The organism is Phormidium sp. CCY1219 (genome assembly GCF_035615515.1).
Classification (GTDB): Bacteria; Cyanobacteriota; Cyanobacteriia; order Cyanobacteriales; family Laspinemataceae; genus CCY1219.
In genome coordinates, this window is record NZ_JAJENT010000875.1 from 1 (window position 1) to 18,152 (window position 18,152).

Genomic DNA, 18,152 nt, shown 5'->3' on the forward strand with positions numbered 1-18,152 from the left:
TTCATTTCAATGATACTAGTAGGATCTACTCAAGCAGCACAAATACTCGGGATTTCCGGTTCTTATATGAGAAAACTCTTATTAACTCAGAGAGTTTGCGGGGCCTTCAAAATCGGCAGAAACTGGGCAATTCCGTTAATCAACGGAATGCCGCAAGTCAGGAAAGGGACTCGCGGCCCAAAACCGCGATGGAAACCTGTGCCCAAATCTGCGATTACCTACATTCACGTCAATCAACACAAGATTCGGCAAAATAACAAGCAAGAGGAAAAAGAACCCGTAATTAGCGTCAAACGCGGCAGCAGCAATGAGTATGGGTTTGAAGTAAAAATTTCCGGATCTAGCGAAGTGGTGTATCGACCCGATAAGCCGCTACCTTGCGGGGCGAAGGTTTGGATCGAGACGCTTTCCCCCGTGGAGTTGCTGAGCACTTAAGCCACATCCCAGTGAAATATAGTGGTTCTTCTTGTATTGGTGAGGAGCGAGTATTTTTCACCTCGGAGGTACATCTCGAGGTTGGGACAGTAAAGACTCCTGACCGCATGAAGAAAGAAATTTGCTATCTAGCGATTCTCATATTGATGAGCTAGAGAATTGTTCTGGATTAGGTGCCTGCGCGGTAGGGACTATTCCGTTGCGTGCCAAATCAAGAAAGAGACCTGCTATACACTCGATCGCGTCTTGGGATGCAATGGGGTTTTCTGACAGGAACGCCAATTAGGTAGCACAAATAATAGTATTTGCCGGAAAGCGCGCCTGGATTTCCGTGAATTTTAATCTTTAGTATAAATATTCTCTTCGTTTCCGACTCGATAAAAGGTGGGCTTCCACTGCGCCCATCGGTGGCGAGAGTTGTGCCAAATTCCCCTGACAAAGCAAAGGGCCAACTCTGCTGAAAATGTTATACAGTTAGGAGAATGTACCCAGATGGGCTGGGTCTTCAATTATTCCCGGGGCTTACGCCATCATTTTGTTAACTTATCCTGACATTAGCCATGACAATTCAACACCACCTGCACCCCATCATTCTTTCTCCCTCTGCAATGGGAAAAACTTAAGAAATTGTTAAAGTCAGGAAAACCAAACGTCGGCGGATAGTCCTGGAAGTGGGAATCTGGGAAAACCGAGTCAAATCCGAGACGAAATATTAAAAAATTTGACAAACAATAAAAATTCTCAAGGTTTAACTGTAGACTGAAGTTGTGACACTGGATTATCGGCTGACGCCAAGCCGTGCAGGTGCATGGGGATTAGCGTCGATAGATCCGCGTCGCGGACGCGATCGCCCTTCCCGGCGTGGCCAACGCTCAGTTTCAGGTCGAGTCCTGCTTGCCAACCTACCGTTCATCACCGCGATATCATGGCCCATTTATCCCACACCAACCCACTGACAAAGCCAAAAAAACCACCCCCGATCGCGCGACAAAATAGCAACTCGGATAACCTCAAGGTTTCCCCCAGGTTATGAATCCTTGAAAATCGATCCATCCGATCCATCTCGCCCAAAAACCTGGGAAAATTAGAGCCGGAAGGGCAGAAAAAAGCGATCGCGCGGCGGGCATGTAAGCTAATAAAAAGAATAGATGGTTGTAGCATCGGATCGAGGCACAGTACCCGAAACGAATCGGCAAATTGTAACAGTAGAATAACCTAACCCTTCGCCGAACCAGACAAAGTTTAAATAGAGGACACACTTATGGGAAAACCAACTGGCTTTATCGAATATCTCCGCGAAATCCCCTCCGATCTCGCCCCGGAAGAACGCATCGGGAACTGGGATGAATTTCACCAGCACATGAGCGAGGACAAACTCCGCACCCAAGGCGCGCGCTGTATGGACTGCGGTACCCCGTTTTGCCATACGGGTACGGTCATCAGTGGCATGGCGAGTGGATGTCCGATTAACAACTTGATACCGGAATGGAACGACTTGGTGTATCGGGGGCGGTGGCGCGAGGCACTCGATCGCCTGCACAAAACCAACAATTTTCCCGAGTTTACCGGGCGCGTGTGCCCCGCCCCCTGCGAAGGATCCTGCGTCCTGGGCATCAACAACCCTCCCGTGACCATCAAAAACATCGAATGCTCGATCGCCGATAAAGGGTGGGACGAAGGGTGGATCGAAGCGGAGGCCCCCACAAAACGCACGGGCAAAAAAGTGGCCATTATCGGTTCCGGACCGGCGGGACTCGCCGCCGCCGCGCAACTGAACAAAGCCGGTCACTGGGTCACGGTGTACGAAAGGGCCGATCGCCCCGGCGGGTTGCTCATGTATGGCATTCCCAACATGAAACTAGACAAAGAAAAAGTAGTCCTGCGGCGCATCAAACTCCTAGAAAAAGAAGGGGTAAAGGTGGTCTGCAATACCGAAGTGGGCAAAGACGTCACCGCCGAACAACTGATGCAGGACTATGACGCCGTAGTGCTATGCACCGGTGCAACCCAACCGCGCGATTTACCGGTGGAAGGGCGCGAATTAAAAGGCATTCACTTCGCGATGGACTTCCTCACCGGCAATACCAAAGCCATCCTCGATCGCCACAGAAACGGCACCTATATTTCTGCCCAGGGCAAAGATGTGGTGATTATCGGCGGTGGGGATACCGGAACCGACTGCGTGGGCACGTCAGTTCGCCACGGGTGCAACAGCATCGTGCAACTGGAAATCATGCCCAAACCGCCGATGGAACGCGCCCCGGATAATCCCTGGCCCGAATGGCCGAAAGTCTACAAAATGGACTACGGACAAGAAGAAGCCGCCGCCCAGTTCGGTGCCGATCCGCGCGTTTATCTCACCACCGCCACCAAATTTGAAGGCGATGACAAGGGGCAGGTAAAAGCGGTGCATACGGTGCAGGTGAAGTGGGAAAGAAACGAACAAGGTCGGTTCGTACCCCAGCCGGTGCCCGGTACGGAAAAAGTGGTTCCCGCACAACTGGTATTGCTGGCAATGGGCTTCCTCGGTCCGGAACAACCGCTCCTCGATGCCCTGAAACTGGAACGCGATCGGCGCTCTAATGTGAAAGCGGAACACGAAAAATATACCACCAGCCTGCCTGGAGTGTTTGCGGCGGGAGATTGCCGTCGCGGTCAAAGCCTGGTGGTGTGGGCGATTAACGAAGGACGCGGGGCAGCGCGCGAGTGCGATCGCTACCTGATGGGCAGCACCGATTTGCCCTAAGCGCCCGGAATATCTCTTGTTCTCCGTGGGATGCGGTGGGAGCATTTCCCTCCCGCCCTCTCCTCCCCCATCGGGTGACTCGTGAGGCTGGTGAGGAGATGGAGAATACTCTGGCGATCGAGTATCCCCCGGTGCGACAATTGCAGCCATTTCGCCCTATCACCCGAGGCGAAATGGCTGCAATCTTTTGCCCGGGGTTGCAGATTGCCAATACAGTAGACCCGCAGTTCCTACCCCGGACACAATCGAGGTGAAGCTCGATAGCGGTGATGATGGGTTCGTGAATAAACGGGCAGAGTTGGGGATTCCGGCGACATACAGCCCGGGACTTTTCCCACGGGCTATCGGCGGTGTTTGCGGGGAAAAAGCCGGCTGGCTTTATCGATAAAACGGGCAAGGTTGCCATTCCGATGAATTTTGAATTACCGGCGTGATTTTCCGAGGGGGTGGCCCTGGTGCGGGTCAAGGGGAAAGCGGGGTAGATCGGGACAACTGGCGAGGGGGCGATCGCGCCCCAAGTCGTAGAGAGCGCGCCGTTGTTCTAAAGGATTGGCGGGGGTAGAGGTAGGAGCACATGGGGTAACAGTTGCCCCAAGCGATCGCATCTATACATACTCCCCGAAAATAGCCGCCCACCGAATTAGCCCGCGTAGTATCGGCTTTGTTCGCCTAGCCCCACCCTGACCTACGGGCTTGCTATTTCTATATTTTATCTCAAAATAGCTATTTTCCCATATTGCGCTTCATCCGTTCGAGTTCATCATCGGCTTCCCAGCGGCGAAACTCCTGCTCCAACGGGTCCGCGCCGCTGCTGAAGCTGCGATAACTTTGACTTTGATTCCAGCCGGTATCCCAACTCGAGGACTGAGCGCGGGCTTGAGCGCGGGCGGCTTCGGCTTCCACTGCTTTGCTTCGCACTTCCTGTCGGCGCACTTGAATCTGACGGTAGAGTTCTTTGCCTTTCTCGATTCGTTCTTTCACTCCTTGCATTTGTCCCCACAGTTGATTTCCTTGGCGCAGTAACGCCGCTTCCCGCTCTTGTGCGGCGCGAGCTAAATCATCGCGATTGGCGGCTTGGGCTTTTTGTATCCGTTCGTGCCAGCGCTGGATATCTTGAGCGGTGGAGAGAATGTTATCTTGTAATTGCTTCTCCTTGCGTTGCAGCTCTGCAATGAGTTTGAGGGTATCTTCTTCTTGCTCGCGCAGTTGTTCTTCGAGGACTTGCAACTCCAGATGAGGATTATTCCGCATAAATTCCTCTAATCTGGTTTCCAAGAATCGGCTCATATCTTCAAATAAACCCATTGCAGGCACTCCCAATCATAGTTGCATTTCTATGTTATTCCATTCTTAAATGGGGCTTCAAGGGCAATCGGGAGCAGGTGGCGCGCCTTGCGGGGGAGAAAGGGGCCGATCGCCCCTTTCCGCCGGGAGTCCTTACAACGACTGACCGGTAAAAATCGAGCGCACTTCACCATTGCGGCGAACGATCGCCTCTGCGTCTTTCACTTCCACCAAACTCCAGCCACTCGATCCGATTCGTTCCCCGATATTCACCCGACGAGTCACCCCATCCACTTCAAACAACGCTGCAGAGCGATCGCCCAATTCCAGAATCCCCACCAGCTCATGGCTGACTTGAGACGTGGCGGGCGTCGGCGTCGGCGTCGTGCTTTCTGCCCGAGTCGGTTTCGGTTCCGGTTCCGAGGATTGTTCCGCCTGCGCCGGAGATTGCTCTCGCGCCGTAGCGGAAGCGGCGGGTTGCGGCGAGGGTGCCGGTGCCGAGGATGCCACTTGCGGCGATAAAGCCGTGGGTCTTCCCACCGGTTTAGGCGTTTCCGCCGCCGGAGATGGTGCGGGAGATTCTTCCGGTTTGGGTGCTTCCTCAGCCGCCGGAGAAGGGGCGGGAGAGGGTTTTGGCGAAGCCGCCACCGTGGGTGCGGGAGACGGTGCGGGAGACGGTGCGGGAGACGGTGCCGGTGCCGGTGCTGGTGCCGGTGCTGGTTTCGGCGTGGGCGGCGTAGGTGCGGTAGCGGTTTGCGGCGGCGGTGCCGGATTTCTGGGAATCTGCACCGTGAGGTTAGGTTGCACCAAGGTGGGATTGATGCCTCGTTCCAGGGCGATCGCGATCCGATTGAGGACCTCCGCCAAATTCCCTTGATGCGGGGTATTCACCGTCACATTCGGCGTGGGGACCGTCAGATTCGGATTCACCGTCACGTTAACTGGCGGCGGCGGTGCGGGAATCGGTAACGCCGAGTTCGGTGCCGGCACCGATGCGGTGGGTTCGCCGGCAGCATTGCGGTCCATAATTTCGAGCGATCGCTCCATGTAGTTGATAAACTCCGCATCGGCTTCAGCTTTCAGTTGTTCCGGCGTTTTCGGCGCTGCCACGGTTTCCGCTTCTGGTGCCCGCTGAAACTGTAGCGCGAATTGCTGTAAATAGCCGCGATTCCACAACCACAACCCCAAGGTAACGAGCAGCAACCCACAGGCGGAACCCAACAGCCAGCGATCGAACGATTTGCCGGATTTTTTCGGCTTCTGGGAGGTAGAGGTTGCCTTGGCTTCCACAATCTGCCCCTCTTCTCGGGCCGATTGCGGTACCATCATCGGGGGCAAGACAATTTGCGGCACTTGCACCGATCGCAGGGATACCTTATCCGGTGCGGCGGGTTTCCGTGCGCGGCTACCCCCGGACAAAATCCGGTCCACATCTTCGAACAAATCGTCCATCAAGCGATCGGCGCAATTATCCACGGACCACTCCGGGGTGCCGATGCTATTGACCGGAATTTCTGCTTGCTGGGACTCTATGGTTTTGGTGCTAACATCCTGAGACATGGCTTTATTAATCAAGTGATGCGATCGCTTTTTATTTTACGGCGCGAACCAGCGGTTTTTCCCCCGGGTTTACGGGTCTAGCTTAGTCTTACCACTGGATTTTCGATCGCGCAAGCTTTTGTTACGAGTTGCAACAATTCTGGGCCTGGGGCATCGGTGGTGGAGGGTTCGCGGGCGCGCCCTCCACCCCGGGAGTTAGGCGGAAACCTCTGTGGGCACCTGACGTCTCCGCACCTCCAGATAAATCAGCAAAGCGTTGATATCTGCCGGGTTCACCCCGCCGATGCGACAAGCTTGCCCCACGGTGAGGGGTTTGACTTCGGCGAGTTTTTCCCGCGCTTCCTTGGAGAGGGTGGAGATATTGGCATAATCCAAGTCAGGGGGCAATTTGCGGTTTTCCTCCCGGGAAACCTGCTCGATTTGGTATTGTTGGCGTTGGATATAGCCGGCGTATTTGATGTCGATTTCCGCCCCTTCGAGTTCCGCTAGGGTGAGCGCTGGGTTGTCTAGTTGGTAGCGCTTCAGGTTGGAGTAGTGGAAACCCGGGCGACGGAGCAATTCGGCGAGGGTAATCGACCCTTTGATTTTTTGCTGGATATCCGCCGCGATCGCCACCCCGAGTTCCTCGCGCTCTTTAATCCGGGTGGAGTGCAAGCGCTCTTTTTCGGCGGCGATGTTTTCCTGCTTGCGGGTAAATAGTTCCCAGCGGCGATCGTCGATTAACCCGATTTCGCGCCCCACCGGCGTCAGGCGGCGATCGGCATTATCCGATCGCAGCAATAAGCGATACTCGGACCGCGAGGTGAGCATTCGATAGGGTTCGCGCAAGTCTTTGGTACAGAGGTCATCGAGCAAGGTGCCGATATAACTTTGCTCGCGCGCGAACACCATCATCTCTTCCCCACGCACGAATTTGGCAGCGTTGATCCCGGCAACGATCCCTTGTGCGGCGGCTTCTTCATAGCCCGTGGTGCCGTTAATTTGCCCCGCACAGAATAACCCCTCGATTTTTTTGGTCATCATCGTGGGATAACATTGAGTGGCGGGTAGGTAATCGTATTCGACGGCATAGGCGGGACGCAACATGGCGCAGTTTTCCAACCCCGGTAGGGTTCGCAGCATTGCCAGTTGCAAGTTTTCCGGCAATCCGGTGGAAAAACCTTGGATATACAGTTCCGGAATGTCCCGCCCTTCCGGTTCGATGAAGATTTGATGAGCGTCTTTATCCGCAAATCGGACGATTTTATCCTCGATGCTGGGACAGTAACGCGGCCCTTTGGCATCTACCCAACCACCATAAACGGGAGACAAATGCAGGTTTTCCCGGATTAGGCGATGGGTTTCGGCGGTGGTCCGGGTTAGATAGCAGTTCATTTGCTCTGTTTCTACCCACACCTCGGGATCGAAACTGAACCAGCGCACTTCGGAATCCCCCGGTTGCAGTTCCATTTTGTCAAAGTTGACCGATCGCCGATCCACCCGCGCCGGGGTGCCGGTTTTCAGTCGCCCGGTTTCAAATCCTAGGCGGTTGAGGGTCTCGGTTAATCCCACGGCGGGAAATTCTCCCGCCCGCCCCGCCGGCATGGATTTGTTGCCTACCCAAATAATGCCGCCGAGAAAGGTGCCGGTGGTGAGAATTACGGTTTTGCACCCGAAGGCAACGCCGAAGTAGGTCTCGACGCCGATAATTTCATCGTTGTCCCCGAGCACTACATCCGTCACCATGCCTTCGCGCAAGGTCAAGTTCTCTTGGGTCTCGAGAATGTTTTTCATCACTCGGGCGTATTCGCGCTTATCGGTTTGCGCCCGCAATGCCCACACTGCCGGCCCTCGGGATGAGTTGAGAATCCGCTTTTGCACGTAAGTGCGATCGGCCATTTTGCCGATTTCGCCCCCGAGGGCATCCACTTCATGGGTGAGTTGGGATTTCGCTGGCCCTCCCACTGCTGGGTTGCAGGGTTGCCACGCGATTTTATCTAGGTTTAAGGTTAACAGTAGGGTGCGACACCCCAGGCGTGCGGTGGCGAGTGCCGCTTCGCAACCGGAATGCCCCGCCCCTACGACTACAACATCAAAAATATCTTGGAATTCTGGGGATTGCATGGTTATCGCTTCGGTTTGAGTTGGTTTGGACTCTTTATTAATCATAGCGGCGATCGCTTGATTCCCCACTGGGCAACTTTGGCGATCGCCCCCTGGATTTTCGGATCGATGCCGATTCGCCTCTAGAGGTGCCACACTAGAGATTGGACTTCCAGACAATTTCGGGAGGTTAGAACAATAAATCCTTTATCGCAAGCGTTGTTAAAACAACCGCAACAGCTTTCTTATGAGGAACGTTTGGAGTTAATCCAAACAGTAGCCGAACAGATGAAACAACCCCCCCTCAGCCGAAACCCTAGCATAAAATTAGTGAGTTTGCCGGCATGACCCCGAACTTGCTGGGTGGAAGAGATGCTCGATAATGGGTGAACCCACTCAGGGGTAAGTCGGTAGATCCCGAAACCGGGAGTTCCGATAGCGTATGAAGATAGAATCCGCTTTAGAGGGTATATCTCCTCTCGATCTCGATACCTCATCGGTGATTTATTACGTTCAAGGTGTGACCCCGTTTTTTCCCGTGGTTGAGTTCCCGTTTCAATCAGTCGAAACAGGCGCTTTGGTGGCAATATACTCGCCGATAACGGTGGCAGAATGTTTGGTTTGACCCTTGAGAGTCGGCGCTCCGATTTTACAACCAAGATTTGTCGAATTGTTGACGAATTACCGCTTATTCGCAGAGGGTGAAGCCGAAAGTAGGGCGATCGCCGTCCACCATCCCCTCAGATGGGCTTCTGTATAAAATTCGGAGAAGGTGGGCAATGCCTACCCGATCGCTCGCAAAAAAACCTGTTAGCAAGTTAGGCATTGCCCAGCCTACGTCTTGCATCGCTGCGAGTTCTCGTCGCTCGGTCGAATCCGTATTACAATCAATAACACAGCAGCACCATAAAACAGAGGGGAAACCACGATGAAAGGACTGTGGCTGGACCACAAAAAATTGCAGCTAAAAAGTGACCTGCCGATTCCCGAACCGCCAGCAGGAGAAGCCCTGGTGCGGGTTTTGCGGGCGGGGATTTGCAATACGGATTTGGAATTACTGCGCGGTTACTATCCTTATCAAGGCGTCCTGGGCCATGAATTTGTCGGCGTGGTGGATAGCGGACCGGACAATCTGGTGGGTCGTCGCGTGGTGGGGGAAATTAATGCAAGCTGTGGCGAATGTCGTTTCTGCAAAAGCGGCCAACCCACTCACTGCGAAAACCGCACGGTTTTGGGAATTGTCAACCGCAATGGCGCATTTGCCGAATATCTGAGCTTGCCCGTAAAAAATTTGTACCCAATTCCGGAAAGTATTCCTACAGATGTGGCAACCTTTACCGAACCGGTGGCGGCGGCGCTGGAAATCCAAGAACAAATTAAAATTACCCCAAACGAGCGCGTTTTGGTGGTTGGCGATGGCAAGTTGGGGCAATTGGTGGCGCAAACTCTGGCGCTGACGGGATGCGATTTGCTGGCGCTCGGGCGTCATCGGGAAAAGTTGGACAACCTGGAGGCGCGCGGAATTAAAACCGGGTTCGCCGATGCGCTAACCGATCGCGCGTTCGATATTGCGGTGGAATGTACCGGGAACCCCGCCGGATTCGCGATCGCCCGTCGCGCCTTGCGTCCCCGGGGTATCCTGGTGCTGAAAAGTACCTACGCGGGGGATTTAACCATCGATGCGTCTTCTCTGGTGGTGGATGAAATCACTCTGATCGGGTCTCGTTGCGGTCCGTTTGACAAGGCGATCGCCGCCCTGTCGGACAATCGCCTGGATGTGACGCCGTTAATTCACGCCCGCTATCCCCTAGATGACGCGATCGCCGCGTTCGATCGCGCCCAAACTCGCGGCGTCTTAAAAGTCTTGCTGGAAATTGGCCAAGAATAATCCCCGGCGATCGCTGCCCGTGAGATATTTTGTGTGAATAAGGTGCGAGAGATAAATTGGGTTCGGGACACGGCACCGCCGTGTCCCTACAGGGGTGGTTTTCCTCGCACACAAAGATCGAATATCGCTCTATGTATCTAGCATACTTCCCAGTCCCCGTCATGCGGACTATAGCGCTGTCGCCCCTTCGCGCTTTGCCTGTGCCTCGGCGCGATTTCAATCGCCCGCTTTGACCAATGCTTTGACAAATGCCACGTAGCGACAATGAGTAAATTGCGCGATCGCGTTTCAAAAATTGCAATTAGTCCGCGTAGGCGGGCTAATTGCATAGCGGCAGATTGAAATCTGCCGATACGGACTCCCGGATAACAGATTCACGATCGACAATGACCAAATTACGAATGCTGTCGAAAATCCATACAGCCGATCGCTTTTTCAGTCATAGCGATTTTAGGTTGAACCGGGCATTTCAGACGATGATCGTTGGTAAAGAAGGCGCAATTGCTGCAGGGGATTTGATGCATTCGCTTGGCATTGGCAATCGTAGAAGCGATCGCGCTGGTAATGCTCCAGACAATCATCAGTAGCAGAACCCATGCCAAAACAAAACAAATCGGGACTAAAAATGGCTGGATTGCGTGAATCAGAGGTCTTAGGAATTGCAACACGGCCAAATACTGTAAAAACGACATTTAAAATATAACGATATATCATACCATGCCAAAGCCCGGAGAAAATCAGAAAATCCTCAATTCCCACAGACAAAGGCCAGATTTTATGGCAAAATCACAAGAATAGACGATTTTGCGTTCGACTCGTAGAGAAACGCAGGGATGTTCCTCCGTCGCAGGGATCCGGTTTCCCACTTCACCCCAGTATCGAGGCGAGGTGAAAACCCCTACGATCGCTGGGCGGGGGCGCGCGGCGGTTGCGATCGGGGGTGGGGCGATCGCACCGTGACCCGATTATCGATTTTTAACCCAACTTTTGATTTTCTCATCAAAACCCACCCCATTAAAGCCGCGCGATCGGGGATAATTTTGCCAACAACCACCTAGAGGAATTCTCATGGACATCAGACACGGATTTGTCGGAACTGTGGGCAACACCCCCCTAATTCGACTAAACAGCTTTAGCGAACAAACCGGCTGCGAAATACTCGGGAAAGCCGAATTTCTCAATCCCGGAGGGTCGGTAAAAGACCGCGCCGCCCTGTATATTATTCAAGATGCGGAAGAAAAAGGTTTGCTCAAACCCGGTGGCACCGTTGTAGAAGGAACTGCCGGCAACACCGGCATTGGTTTAACCCACATTTGCAACGCAAAAGGCTACAAATGCCTGATTATTATTCCCGAAACCCAATCCCGAGAAAAAATAGACACCTTAAGAACCTTGGGAGCAGAAGTGCGCCCCGTACCTGCCGTTCCCTACCGCAATCCCAATAACTACGTCAAAGTTTCTGGCAGACTTGCCGAAGAAATGGACAATGCTATTTGGGCCAATCAATTCGATAATGTAGCCAACCGAAGGGCGCATTACGAAACCACCGGTCCGGAGATTTGGCGACAAACCGACGGCAAAATTGATGCCTGGGTATCCGCCACCGGCACCGGCGGCACTTATGCCGGAGTTTCGATGTTCCTCAAACAAAAAAATACCGAGGTAAAATGCGTCGTCGCCGATCCAATGGGCAGTGGTTTATATAGTTACGTGAAAACCGGAGAAATCAACGTCGAAGGAAGTTCGATTACCGAAGGAATTGGCAACAGTCGGATTACCAAAAATATGGAAGGTGCTCCCATCGACGATGCCATCCGCGTGGATGATAAAGAAGCGGTGCGGGTGGTTTATCAACTGTTGGAAAAAGATGGCTTATTTATGGGCGGTTCGGTTGGCATTAATGTGGGCGCTGCCGTGGCTTTAGCCAAAGAACTCGGTTCCGGGCATACGATTGTCACCGTACTCTGCGATAGCGGGCAGCGGTATCAGTCGAAGCTGTTTAATTCCGAGTTTTTGCAGTCGAAAGGACTGTTACTTCAAGGGGATTAAACTGTCTGGAGAAAAGGGTATTTTGCGTCTACTATCATTTTTCTAAAACCGCGATTTAGACCGCTGCCTGTCAGTACATGGCATGCCCTGTCCCTACATTTCATCTGCATCATAACTCGTTTCCAAGCTCCTGCCTGGGAACGAGTTCAATTAAATTTTTATCGATTTTTTTATTTGAATTCACCATATAATTTGCGAGGTAAAAAATGTAAAAAAAATGAGTCCGCGTAGGCGGACTTAGCTTGTAGAGGCGCGATTAAAATCGCCCGTTTGAATGAATCATCCACCGGATGCAGGATGATGTTATAATAGAAATTAAAAAGCTGTTGGGTTGGGGTTTAATAAATTGAATTCATCGGCGAAACGAGTGCGGGTATGTACCAATCGAACTTGTCGCAAACAAGGGGCAAAGAAAGTGTTGGCGGCATTGCGATCGCATCCTCTAGAAAATGTCACGGTGGAGGAAAGCAGTTGCCTGGGACAATGCGGCAATGGTCCGATGGTATTCGTATTGCCCGAGGAAATATGGTATTCGCGGGTGCATCCCGATGAAGTGTCCGCGGTAGTGGAACGACATTTGAAAGGCGGAAACCCGGTAAAAGGAATGCTTTATGATAAATTTCATCGCGAATTAAAGGGGAAGAATTAACCGGTTGGGAGGTAGAGTCTCAAAAATTACGTTCCTAGGTTTTACCTAGGAACGAGTTTAAACGGATTTTTTGCCTGTTATTTGGCGGCGAGATATCCGCGAGTTAAATAAGGCACATCCACCACTTCGGCGTCGGCGTCACCCACCTTAACCTGCAAACCCACACCGCCGGCTTTGGTGCGGATATAAGCCAAACCAAAAGCGCCGTCTGGGGTATCGGCGTAACTGGTGAGGGTGCCGATTTTATTTTCCCCAATGGTGACGGGGGTTCCGGGAGAGGCGGGGGCGCTGAGTTTGAGGCCCCAAAGTTGCTGTTTCACCCCTTGATAGGTATTCAAACGGGCGATAGTTTCTTGACCGATATAGCAGCCTTTTTCAAAAGAAATATTATGCCACAAACCGGCTTCCAAGGGGTTATAATCTTCGGTCAATTCATGGTCGGAAGCGGGACGTCCTTGAGAGACGCGGAGTTGTTTCCAGCACTGTTCTCCCAGGGGAATTGACCCGGAATCGGTCAAAGTTTGCCACAGTTTAGGCCCTTGGTTGGCCGCAAAAATCAGGGTAAAACCTTCAGTTGCCAAACCGCTGCCCACTGCTACGCGAACGTCTGCATCGCCGAGAGTAAGGGTTTGGTGACTGGCAAAAGGTTCATCGCTAGAGAAGCCATGTTGTGCCAAAATACTGCGACTTTGCGGACCGATTATGCTAAAAATGCCCGTGGTGTCGCTGATATCTTTTAAGTCCACTTTATCCGCAGGGAAAATATAGCGATCGAGCCATTCCATCATTTTTTGGCGGCGGTTGGGAGAGACCAACAACAGCACCGAATCATCGGTGACGTAAGCGGTCACGATATCGATGGTGCGGGCGGTGGAGGTGACAAAAACCGTCTCGCATCCTTGACCCGGTTGCAAATTTTGGAAATCGTTGGTGCTTTGGTTGTGCAAAAAGCGAAGTTTGTCCGCGCCAGAGAGTTGCAGGAGTCCCCAGTGGGAGCGATCGCATAACGCCACTCCCTCGCGCACTGCCTGCAACGCTTCTGCATCATTCCCATAGCTCATCGGCACCTCGATTCCCGAGGCAGAGGTGTTAAATGTCGCGCCATTTTTTGCCTGTATGTCGCGTAATTCCCGATCCATTATTGCTCCTGATTGCGCTCGAATTACCTTTTACTAACTTATCAGAATTGCTGACCCTTCTATCGCCGAGGGTCAAACTATGAAACCGACGGCAAATGGGAAAAAATATCCCTAACCACCTGTTTCGCCTTATCGTCCAGACGATTCCAGTCCACCTCACCCTCTTCATCCAGTAAACTGCTGTCTATTTCCACTTCTCGGGATTCCGAGGAGGAATGGGTGGGGGTGTAGTCGAGAAAGCAGATTTGAAAGCACATCTCCCAGACATCAAACCGCAGTTGTGACTCTCCCTGGGTCAAACAGAGGACGTAACCGGGGAAAGGAGTTTGCACTTCTTCATAGGTGCCTTTCCAAGGGGAGACTTCCAGATGCTTGCGGAGGTTATCCAAAACGCGAATTAAAGCCGGTTGCATCAGGATTTCTGCCTGATGCCACGCCACTGTATCTTTAAACGTTGGTTTCATTAGCCGCCGCTCCATCGAGGTTCTTCATTTACGATACTCAATGGGGTTGAGGAATTTTTATGAAATTCAAAAAAATTTACATTTCACCAAAACCCTTGCTGTGGGGTCAATTCTGGGGGTGGTGGCGGGGTGGGGAAAAATCTGTATGCAGGGGGATGGCGAAACCGGGCGATCGCTGCTGTGCTGGGAATAACCTGCATTGGAGTAAAGAAACACCGATGAATCAGCAAAGCAAAACTGCCTCAATTTGGCATGCCACCAGCGAAGGTACAAAATACCCGCAACTGAGCGGGGATATTTCCGTGGATGTGGCGATCGTGGGGGGTGGAATCACCGGATTAACCGCCGCTGTCTTGTTGCAGCGCAATGGGCTGAATGTGGCTCTGTTGGAAGCGTCGCGAATTGGCAGTGGCGTCACCGGCAATACCACCGCACATATTAGCGAAGTGCCGGATATGGGGTATCGCCAACTGATTGCCAGCTTAGGCGAAGAGCAAGCGCAACGAGTGGTGCAATCGCGCCGCATCGCTATCGAAACTATTGCTTCGTTTGTGAAAACGGATAAAATAGACTGCGAATTCGAGCGCTTGTCCGGATATTTGTATGCCGAGTCCGAGTCCGAAGTTTCCCAACTGGAACGCGAAACGCAAGCGGCCCGCAAGCTGGGGGTCAGCGCTTCGGCGATCGCCGATGTGCCCTTGCCTTTTCCCGTGAAAGGAGGGATACTCTTTTCCAATCAAGCACAATTTCACGCCCTGAAATATCTGCAAGGTCTCGCCAACGCCTTCACCGGCGAGGGAGGAAAGATTTACGAAGAAAGTCGGGTGTTAGATATTGACATGGATCGCGATCCGATCGCGATGTCCACCCCTGGGGGCAAGGTTACGGCAAAAGAGGTCATCTTGGCGACAATTATGCCGATTCACGATTTGTTGAAGATGCAGGAGATTTTGCCCCTAACTACCAAAGCAGCCCCCTATCGGTCTTATGTGATGGGCGTGCGATTGGATGGCATCAGCGCCCCGAAGGGACTGTTTTGGGATACGGCACAACCGTATCATTACACTCGCCGCTACAATACTCCTGCAGGGGAGATGCTGATTGTCGGCGGGGAAGACCACAAAACCGGGCAAGAAATTGACGAAACCGAGTGCTATCGCAACTTGGAGCAATATCTGCGCGATCGCTATCCCATTGCCGCGATCGACTATCGCTGGTCTGCTCAACTCTACGAACCGGTGGATGGTTTGCCCTTTATCGGGAGTAGCGCCTTGCACCCGCACCTGCATTTTGCCACCGGCTATTCTGGCAATGGGATGTCCTTTGGTACCATTGCGGGGTTAATCTTCTCAGACAGCATTTTGGGGGAAAAGAATCCCTGGGCAAAGCTTTACGATCCGAACCGATTCAACCTCGTCGCCTCCGCACAAGGGTTCCTCAGTGAAAATATTGAGGTGGCCAAGCATTTTATCGGCGATCGCTTTAAAAGCGACGTCCATTCCCTTTCGCAAGTGCCCCTAAAAGAAGGGAGAATCGCGGAAGTCGGCGGCGAACAAGTGGCAGTGTATCGCGACGAAAGCGGAAACCTGCACACCCTCTCTCCGGTTTGTACCCACGCCCATTGCATCGTCAATTGGAACGCGGCAGAGAAAAGCTGGGATTGTCCCTGTCACGGCGGACGATTCAGCGCCACTGGCGAGGTTCTCAACGGTCCACCGATTAAAGAGTTGCAGCAGCGCGCTCTCTTAGGAGGATCGACAACTCCCTCCCGAGACTGATACAATTCGCGATCGCAAATCCGGGAAAGTCCATCTGCAGAAGGATAACCCCAAGATGCGATCGGTGCTATTGTAAATACAACAGTTGAAAAACAGCAAGGCAACGAACGCGAATCGGCAGAGAGTTCTGTCGCTGTGGCTCTTAGCCGCACGTCGAAGGAGAGCGACGTCAGATGTGCGGACGATCCGCGAAGCCTTGTTGCAAGTTAGGACAGCAACGGTGTGGAGTTTTTGTCGCTTCCTCCACTTTGTTACTACCAGTGGGAGGTTTAATCACCTCATCAGAGCGATCTAAGGTCGTAAACGTTGCCGAGTCTAACTTTTCACCCAACGATAATCCAGTTTTGCCTGTTTGAGTAAACTGCTGGTCTTTAGTCCGGTATGTGTTTACCCACGGCAAATTCGGAAAATTCGGGTCGGCAGAGAGTTCTGTCGCTGTGGCTCTTAGCCGCACGTCGAAGGAGAGCGACGTCAGATGTGCGGACGATCCGAATCCCTTATGCGCCTTGAACCCTAAACGGTGTGGAGTTTTTGTCGCTTCCTGCACTTTGTTACTACCAGTGGGAGGTTTAATCGCCTCATCAGAGCGATCCGAGGTCGTAAACGTTTTAGGTAGAGCGTTTTGGTTAGTATCTCATTTCAATACAATTTTTAATTTTACTTTAATCAAAGTCCTGGTCTCGATACCGGGACTTTTTTTTTACTGACTCATCACTCCGGATTGATAACCCTAACGATGAGAAGATGGTGTCCGGTTGATTGCCCCTAAAAATAGCTCGCGTAGGAGAATGTTCCGTCCGGATAGGTCCAGTTTTTCCAGGGGGCGGGACTTTTTAAGGAGTCGCGTTGGCGGTTGAAGAGGGGCGAAGGCGCAACTGCAGTTGCCCTCATCTACAACCTCAGTATCGAGGAAAAAAAAGGGAAGCGATCGCTTCCCTTTACTCCTTACCTAAACTATCTAATTCCAACTTTGGACAACCGGATTACATCTACGAAACCATTGCTTGTTGATGGCGATTTTTGGCGTCTTTAAACTGTTTGGCCAGTGCCTCCAATTGGTCTTCATTCATCACCTGGCGGAATTGGGCAAACATGTTACTTTCTTCTTCATTCACATGCTCCTTGACCATGCGTTTCAATTGTTGGATTTTCTCCATATACGCGGGAGAAGTAGCACTGGTGGATTTAATGTCTTCGAGCAGTTGCTTCATTTCCGCTTGCTCGTCGTAAAGCTGTTGTGTTTTAGGTAATTTCTCGCGAATGGCGGGATAAACCACATCTTCTTCCGCGTTGGCATGAGCGGTTAAATCTTTGAAAAGTTGGCCGAAAAATTCTTGCCGCTTGTTCGGATCGTCGGTTTTCTTAATTTCTTTAAAGAGGGTTTCTACCTTGCGGTGATCTTCATAGATGATTTCCAGGATATTCATATCGCCCTTGGTGCGACTGGCGGCGGCACCAAACACACCACTTAATGCGGCGAGAGCATCTTGCACGCGACCCCAGACACCTTGTTCTGGATCTTGTCCGGTGAGTTCGCGAGTGCCGATGACTTCGAGAATTCCCTTCAGTTGTTCTTGATGGGTGCGATTTTCAAAGTTAACGGTATTGAGAGGCGTCAGGGCTTCTTCAATATCTGCACCGACGACTTGCCCGGATTTGTGGACGATGAGTCCGGTCATTACTTGAGCGTGTTTGAGCAATTCATGCTCGGCGATTTTTTCATACAGACTCAGCTCGGAACCTGACATGAGTTCGCGAGTTTTGTCAATCATTTGTTGGGTTTTTTCGTGCGGATTGGATTGATTGCCGTATTGCACGATGGTGGTTTCGATGATGCCGAGGTTTTTGCGGTCATCTTCGAGCATTTCTTCAAATCGATCGCGAATTTCCGGATCGGAAATTGCCTGCATCAGTGCCTCTTCATTGGAAATCACCAGATTTTGTAGTGCTTTCATATCTGCTAGCTTCGTGGCGATCGCCATGCGCTTGGCATCTTGTAGTTGCACTGCCATATTAGTGTTCTCCTCTTTTTCGAGTTGGTGTTTTTGATTCCTTTCTCACTCTAGAAGAGCGATCGG

Annotated in this window: 14 protein-coding genes; 6 read left to right on the forward strand and 8 right to left on the reverse strand. The window is 52.1% G+C overall.

The genetic code is table 11. The features are described 5' to 3' along the window. Positions 1-198: 198 nt before the first annotated feature. Together LKK83_RS28495 and LKK83_RS28500 are read left to right on the forward strand one after the other, a co-directional pair. Complete coding sequence (locus tag LKK83_RS28495; protein ID WP_324634843.1) at positions 199-435, forward strand: hypothetical protein; 237 nt, start codon at positions 199-201, stop codon at positions 433-435. 1,261 nt (positions 436-1,696) lie between these two features. Further along, the gene (locus LKK83_RS28500) at positions 1,697-3,181 is read left to right on the forward strand and encodes a glutamate synthase subunit beta (RefSeq protein ID WP_324634844.1); all 1,485 of its coding nucleotides are present in this window, start codon (positions 1,697-1,699) and stop codon (positions 3,179-3,181) included. 723 nt (positions 3,182-3,904) lie between these two features. Here the strand turns inward: LKK83_RS28500 and LKK83_RS28505 are convergent. From LKK83_RS28505 to mnmG, 3 genes are all read right to left on the reverse strand, one after another. Further along, positions 3,905-4,486, reverse strand: a complete 582-nt coding sequence (locus LKK83_RS28505) for a TIGR04376 family protein (protein WP_324634845.1) — start codon at positions 4,484-4,486, stop codon at positions 3,905-3,907. Between the two features lie 132 nt (positions 4,487-4,618). Beyond that, positions 4,619-6,025 carry a hypothetical protein gene (locus tag LKK83_RS28510; RefSeq protein ID WP_324634846.1) on the reverse strand — a complete coding sequence of 469 codons (1,407 nt, stop codon included), beginning with the start codon at positions 6,023-6,025 and terminating at the stop codon, positions 4,619-4,621. Between the two features lie 195 nt (positions 6,026-6,220). Then, a complete protein-coding gene (gene mnmG / locus LKK83_RS28515; protein WP_324634876.1) occupies positions 6,221-8,134 on the reverse strand; it encodes a tRNA uridine-5-carboxymethylaminomethyl(34) synthesis enzyme MnmG in 1,914 nt (637 codons plus the stop codon). 901 nt (positions 8,135-9,035) lie between these two features. Between mnmG and LKK83_RS28520 the strand changes: the two genes are divergently transcribed. After that, a complete protein-coding gene (locus LKK83_RS28520) occupies positions 9,036-9,995 on the forward strand; it encodes an MDR/zinc-dependent alcohol dehydrogenase-like family protein (protein WP_324634847.1) in 960 nt (319 codons plus the stop codon). 395 nt (positions 9,996-10,390) lie between these two features. Here the strand turns inward: LKK83_RS28520 and LKK83_RS28525 are convergent, their stop codons facing one another. Both LKK83_RS28525 and LKK83_RS28530 read right to left on the reverse strand, forming a co-directional pair. Then, positions 10,391-10,663, reverse strand: a complete 273-nt coding sequence (locus LKK83_RS28525) for a hypothetical protein (protein WP_442957381.1) — start codon at positions 10,661-10,663, stop codon at positions 10,391-10,393. 230 nt (positions 10,664-10,893) lie between these two features. Next, on the reverse strand, positions 10,894-11,049 hold the full coding sequence (locus tag LKK83_RS28530; RefSeq protein ID WP_324634849.1) for a hypothetical protein: 156 nt from the start codon (positions 11,047-11,049) through the stop codon (positions 10,894-10,896). Between the two features lie 14 nt (positions 11,050-11,063). On the opposite strand from LKK83_RS28530, the gene LKK83_RS28535 reads away from it, so the two are divergent. Beyond that, positions 11,064-12,044 carry a cysteine synthase A gene (locus LKK83_RS28535; RefSeq protein ID WP_324634850.1) on the forward strand — a complete coding sequence of 327 codons (981 nt, stop codon included), beginning with the start codon at positions 11,064-11,066 and terminating at the stop codon, positions 12,042-12,044. Between the two features lie 346 nt (positions 12,045-12,390). Beyond that, positions 12,391-12,693 (forward strand): (2Fe-2S) ferredoxin domain-containing protein, encoded by a 303-nt coding sequence (locus LKK83_RS28540; RefSeq protein ID WP_324634851.1) that lies wholly within the window; start codon positions 12,391-12,393, stop codon positions 12,691-12,693. 77 nt (positions 12,694-12,770) lie between these two features. Here the strand turns inward: LKK83_RS28540 and ygfZ are convergent, their stop codons facing one another. Beyond that, on the reverse strand, positions 12,771-13,832 hold the full coding sequence (ygfZ, locus tag LKK83_RS28545) for a CAF17-like 4Fe-4S cluster assembly/insertion protein YgfZ (RefSeq protein WP_324634852.1): 1,062 nt from the start codon (positions 13,830-13,832) through the stop codon (positions 12,771-12,773). A 77-nt stretch (positions 13,833-13,909) separates the two neighbouring features. Further along, positions 13,910-14,296, reverse strand: a complete 387-nt coding sequence (locus LKK83_RS28550) for a hypothetical protein (protein WP_324634853.1) — start codon at positions 14,294-14,296, stop codon at positions 13,910-13,912. A 218-nt stretch (positions 14,297-14,514) separates the two neighbouring features. On the opposite strand from LKK83_RS28550, the gene LKK83_RS28555 reads away from it, so the two are divergent. After that, a complete protein-coding gene (locus LKK83_RS28555; protein WP_324634854.1) occupies positions 14,515-16,074 on the forward strand; it encodes an FAD-dependent oxidoreductase in 1,560 nt (519 codons plus the stop codon). A gap of 989 nt (positions 16,075-17,063) precedes the next feature. On the opposite strand, the gene LKK83_RS28560 is transcribed toward LKK83_RS28555, so the two are convergent. After that, entirely contained in the window at positions 17,064-18,086 is a 1,023-nt protein-coding gene (locus LKK83_RS28560) for a hemerythrin domain-containing protein (RefSeq protein ID WP_324634855.1), read from the reverse strand. Positions 18,087-18,152 lie beyond the last annotated feature (66 nt).